Below are 6,054 nucleotides of genomic sequence, written 5' to 3' on the forward strand. Positions count from 1 at the left end.
GGGGTCTGCCAGGTGTCCGCCGGGCGCCGCTTGCCCCACGCATCATAGGCCAGCCGCTCGACCACGGTGCCGGCCTCGTTGGTGATCGCCACCACCGAGCCCAGGTGATCCCGGTGCCAGTAGCGGGTGGTGTTGGTGGTGCTGGTGCCGCTGCGCTCGATGGTGGCCACCGTGGCGCCCTGGGCCTGGACGTAGAAGGTATGAGCAAAGCTCATCCCCGTCTGGCGGCGCTCGTAGAGCGCGGACCCGTAGAGCGTCACCACGGTCTGGCCGCTGCTGCGGCCATACTGGCGGAACATCGCCCGGTCGCCGCCCGGACCGTACCAGTACTCGGCAGAATTGCTGCCGTCGCGCTCCATCCGCCGCGGCTTGTTGAAGCTCCACCACGTCACCGTGCGCGCCCCGGGACCGGTCACCTGGGTCAGATTACCGTTGGCGTCGTAGCCGTAGCTGCGCACCCCCGCCGGCGTGGTGACCGCGGAGACCTGGTGCGGCCGGTTGGCATGCGTGTACTGGTAATTGGTGAAGCTGCCCTTGCCGAGGATGTTCCCGGCCGGGCCGTACTGGATCGATTCCGAGCCCAGGTGCGAACCCCCAGCCGTCTTCAGCGTCACCGTCGTCAGCCGGCCCTCATGCAGAAAGTTACGGCAAGTACGTATACCGTGTATGGGCAAACGCGACCAAATATAGCACCCTCACGATTGTTGGCAGCTGGGGGATCGTCATGGCCCGGACCCGAAGCAACAGTGCGATCTCTCTGTTCTTCGCGCTGTTGAGCGTCACCTTCCTGGCCAGGGCCGATGTGCCGGGCCACTTGCCAGGCGAGTTCTCAGACGACTCAACGGGAGCCGCCACGTATCAGGTGCCGCTACGCTTGCCGATCGGCGCTGGCGGAATGCAACCCGAGCTGGCTTTCCTGTACCACTCGCGGGCCGGCAACGGCCAGCTCGGCGTCGGGTGGTCTCTCTCCGGCCTCTCGGTTATTACCCGCTGCAGTGCGATGCGGGATTCCGAAGGCGTCACTCACACCGCAGGCGTCACCTTATCGTCGTCGGATCGTTTCTGTCTCGACGGCCAGCCGTTGCGCCACCAAGCCGGCACCTACGGGGCATCCGGCACGCTGTACTACACGGAGGTACAGAGTTTCCAGTACGTCCGCAGCTACGGCTCCACGGCCGGGGCGCCCACGTACTTCGAGGTCAACGATCGATCGGGCCTGAAACGTGTCTACGGCCAGACCTCGGACAGCAGGATTACGTCGGTCGGTAACACCGCTGGCGTCCCGATCGTCTGGGCCATCAACCGGATCGAGGACAAGCACGGCAACGCGATCACGTTCACGTACGGCCGCGACACGGTCAACGGTGAATACTGGCCCAGCGAGATCCGCTGGTCGAACCGCAACCTGACCGTTCTTGGACGCGCTCTCTTCAACTACACCACCACTCGTCCCGACAAGAGCTACGGGCACGGGTATGGCGGCATGAAGCAGGCGCTGACGCGACGACTCAGCTCGGTCCAGGTGAATGAAGGGTTATCAAATCAGGTTCGGACCTACAGTTTGTCGTACAACCAAGGACCCTACAGCAACCTGAGCCAGCTCTCGTCCATCCAGGAGTGTGCGGGCGGAACCTGCCTGCCGGCGACCACTTTTCAATGGACCACGGGACAGCAGGGATTCGAGTTGGCGGGCGCTACCAGCGCTGCTCCGGCGTACAGCAATCTGAAGTGGCTGGATGTGGACGGCGACGGCCGCCGCGATGCCGTGGTGGGCCATCAGGGCACGATCCGCATCTATTTCGCGAAAAACAATGGCTACCCGACCACGAGCAGCGTCCCGGCCGGATCCAACCTGAAGCTCGAGCATGCCGTCGTGCTCGACTACAACGGCGATGGCCGCATGGATCTCCTGGTTCCCAACACGACGAGCGGAAACTGGGACCTCTACCAGTCGACCGGGACCAATTTCCAGTACCTGCAAACGGGGCGGGCGCACTACAACGCCTACAACAAGCATCCCGTCGCCTTCGACATTACGGGCAACGGCGTCTCCGACCTGTTCTTCCGGAATGGCGGCTACATCAACGTCTACCAGAGTCTGGACGGCGGAGGCTTCGCCTCGATTCCGATCGCCACCGCCTGGCGGGTCGCGGATGAGCAAAAGTTCATGCCGATCGAGTTTAACGGCGATGGCCGCCCCGACCTCTTCGTCACCGGTGACGGCACCCAGAACTGCGGTGGCGGTGGTGGTGGCGGCGGGGGCGGTGGTGGCGGCGGGGGCGGTGGTGGCGGCGGCGGCGGCATCATCGAACAATCCATCAATCTCGCGCCGCTCGGGATGCAGACGACCAGCCAGTCGTCCAGCACCGGGTCAGAGACTTGCATGCTCACCGCAGGCGCCCTCGTCTGGGTCCATGGTTCGGGCGCACCCCTCGTGCGGCCGACCGGAGGCCAGGCGGCCTACTCCGACCTACGAATTCTCGACCTGAACGGCGACGGGCTCACCGACGTCGTCGAGATCTACCCTTATACCGGACAAATGAAGGTTTACCTGAACCGGGGCGGCTACTGGGAGCCGGTCTGGTCCGGGCTAGACAACTCGAGCTGGACGCGCTCCCTCGTGTTCGACTGGAACCTGGACGGGCGCGACGACCTGCTCGTATTGCGCCCTGGCAACCAGTTCCATGCCCTGACCTTTCGCGACAATGTAGTCGAGGTACTGCCAACCTCGATCTGGTCTCTGTCAGCAGCCATGGTGGTTGGCGACTGGAGCGGTAACGGCCTGGCCGATGTGTATTACGAGGCCAACAACACCTGGCACGTAAAGCGTCACCGGGGTACCCGGGCGGGACACTTGCGCGTCATCACCAATGGCCTGGGCGACGAACTTTCGATCAACTACGCGGCCTTGTCGGACAGCTCATCGCCGGGTTACGGGGTGTATTCCGGCCACCTCGCCGGCGACGCCTCGACCGCCACGCCCCGCTATCGCGACTTTCTCGGGCCGATCTACGTCGTCGAGAGCTATGCGGCGGATGCCGGGACGAACTCTGCCAGCGGCACCCCCCAGAAGGTCACGACAACTTACCGCTACTGGGGCGCGAAACTGAACCAGTACGGTCGAGGATTCCTCGGTTTTCGGCGCATCGCCGCTCACAACGCCAACACCAACATCGTCACCGAGAACGAGCATTTCCAGGCCTTCCCCTACACCGGAATGGTGGCGAAGACGCTACGTAAAATGCCCAACACCCAGACAATCGTGGAGTCTGACTGGGATGCATGGCATGAATGGTTCACCGAGGAATGCGCGCCGCCGTATCCTCCCCAGTGCCAGGCCCCGCCGCCGCCGACGATCACACTGAATCCCGGACCTGTCGTGAGCGAGTCCACGACCATTGCCGCCCACAAGACCCTGGGATCGAGTGGTGCTGGGCGCGTGTATTTTCCTTACGCCTTCAAGACAACCGAGAAGGAGTTCGAGCTTTCCTCCGGCGGGAGCCTGTTTCGGATCGCGGAGACTACCTTCACTTACGACAACAACGGCAATGCCACCCAGGTTGCCGCGCGGGTGACGGACGCCCATGGCGGGGACGAACATACGACCACGACCGTCAACACTTTCACCCACTCGGAATCTTGTCCGTCCCGCCTGACGCAGAGCGTGGTCACCCAGGTCGCACCGGCCGCGAGTGTCTACGGCAGCGGCACCACCGGACAGCGCACCGCGAAGTTCCAGTACGACCCCGTACATTGCCAGCTCATCGCCGAAACGAGCGATTTCGGGACCACTGCGGCACTGACAAGGAGTTACGGGCACGACGCGTTCGGTAACCGGACGTCGGAAACCGTCAGCGGCGCGGGCATCAGCCCGGCGCGAGTCACCACCACTACCTTTGAACCGACCGGGCGCTTCATCCAGCAGCGGGTCAACGCGCTGGGGCATACGGAATCCTTCGGGTGGAACCTCGGGCTTGGTGTCCGCCAGTCGGTTACCGATCCGAATGGACTCGTGATCTCCTGGCAGCATGACAGTTTCGGGCGCGAACTCCGCGTCACCGGCCCTCGAACCACGCAATTCACCGACACGGTTCGGTCCTGGTGCGGCACGGGCGGTTGCCAGCACCCCGACGCCGTGCTGAAGGTGACGCGGACAACGTCGGGCACGGCCCTGGAACGCGGCGAGTCGATCACGGAAATCGATCGACTGGGACGCACCGTCGCCCAGGCCGAGCGCAATGTGCAGGGTCACTGGACGTACGCGTTGACGTACTTCGACCCCGCAGGGCGGCCCTACGCGAGTTCCGGGCCGTTCCGTCCAGGCATGGATTCCGGCGCCTGCTGGACGGTCCGGCACTACGATCCGCTCGGGCGGGTGCGACACCAGTACGCGGCGTCCGACCCCGCGCACTGCAGCACCCTGGTGCCGCCGGCATTGGGCGCGACGCCATCCGGCTGGTCGCATACCGAGACGACCTACGCGGGCTTGACCGAAACCACGAACGACCCCGAGGGGCGGCAGCGGCAGACCGTCGTCAACGTCGTCGACCGGCTGCGCTTCGTCCGCGAACACGACGGACTGGCCTGGCAGGAAACCGAGTACCGCTACGATGTCCACGGGAATACGAGCTGGGTGGAGGACCCAGGCGGAGCGCAGACGATCTCGCTGTTCGACTCAGCCGGTCGCAAGGGCTATATGTCCGATCCCAGCATGGGCGTCTGGACCTATGGTTACAACGCCGCCGGCGAACTGACCTCGCAGACCGATGCCAAGGGCGTCACGGTCAGCATGACCTACGACGCGCTGGGGCGGATCAAGACTCGCAGCGAGCCGGAGGGCACGACCACCTGGACCTATGACAACACGGCCCATGGCGCGGCCCGCGGCCGGGTGACGGACATCGTCGGGCCCGACGGCTACCGGGAGCGGTTCTGGTATCAAGGCACCGGCGGCGATGTCTCGCATGCGGCACGCTACATCGACACGCAGTGGTTCTGGACTAGCTTTGACTACGACAGTCTCGGGCGCGTGTCGAGGATCCGTTATCCCTCGGTGAACTGTGGCTCGCCCTGCAGTTCGGTACCGGCCGATGCCGGCCGTTTGCGGGTGGACCAGTACTATCGCTACGGTCACCTGTACCAGGTGCGCGAGCGCCGTCCGGACGGCACGGCGGGCACCGTGTACTGGGAGGCGCTGGAAGTGGACGCGCTGGGCAGCGTGACGCTGGGGCGGGTCGGCAACGGCCTGGAGACGCTGCGGTACGTGAATCCGGCCACCGGCCTGTTGGAGCATCTCACGACAGGGACGGCAGGCAACCCGACGGCGGTGCAGGACCTGTCGATGGCCTGGGACCGGGTCGGCAACCTGACCGAGCGCACGGATCACACCGCCAACCGGCGCGAGGATCTGCTGTACGACGGCTTGGGGCGTCTGAAGACGGTGACGCTGAAGACGGCTGGGGGTTCTTCCCTGGGCACGGAATCGATCCAGTACGGCCCGGCCGGGAACATCCTCGGCAAGGGCAGCTTCACCAATTACCAGTACACGCATGCCAACCGGCCGCACCAGGTCTCCGCGGTCACCACGCCGGCGGGGGTGCGCAGCTACGGCTACGACGCCAACGGTAATCTGACCCAGGTGACCGGTCCCGGGGCGCGCACGGTGACGTGGTGGAGCTTCAACAAGCCGCGGCGGATGGAGCGCGACGGCAGCAATTCTGCCGAGTACTGGTACGGTCCGGGCGGCGACCGGGCGATGTTCCGCCAGTATGGCCGCAGCAGCGGCCAGACCGTGGTGACGCTCTACGGGTCCGCGCTCTACGAGCGCCGCCAGACGGGGATGAGCTTTGCTCATACCTTCTACGTCCAGGCCCAGGGCGCCACGGTGGCCACCATCGAGCGCAGCGGCACCAGCACCACCAACACCACCCGCTACTGGCACCGGGATCACCTGGGCTCGGTGGTGGCGATCACCAACGAGGCCGGCACCGTGGTCGAGCGGCTGGCCTATGATGCGTGGGGCAAGCGGCGCCCGGCGGACACCTGGCAGACCCC

2 protein-coding genes are annotated in these 6,054 nt (G+C 65.1%); one reads left to right on the forward strand and one right to left on the reverse strand.

Annotation, left to right across the window (positions count from 1 at the left end; translation table 11 throughout):
- Nucleotides 1-614, reverse strand: a 614-nt coding sequence (locus G8346_RS02885; protein WP_166048052.1) for an RHS repeat protein, incomplete at its 3' end; no start/stop codon positions are given.
- A gap of 110 nt (nucleotides 615-724) precedes the next feature.
- Between G8346_RS02885 and G8346_RS02890 the strand changes: the two genes are divergently transcribed.
- The coding region (locus G8346_RS02890; RefSeq protein ID WP_206202557.1) for an FG-GAP-like repeat-containing protein at nucleotides 725-6,054 on the forward strand (5,330 nt) is incomplete at its 3' end.

The sequence above is a fragment of the Thioalkalivibrio sp. XN279 genome, from assembly GCF_011089885.1.
GTDB lineage: Bacteria > Pseudomonadota > Gammaproteobacteria > Steroidobacterales > XN24 > XN24.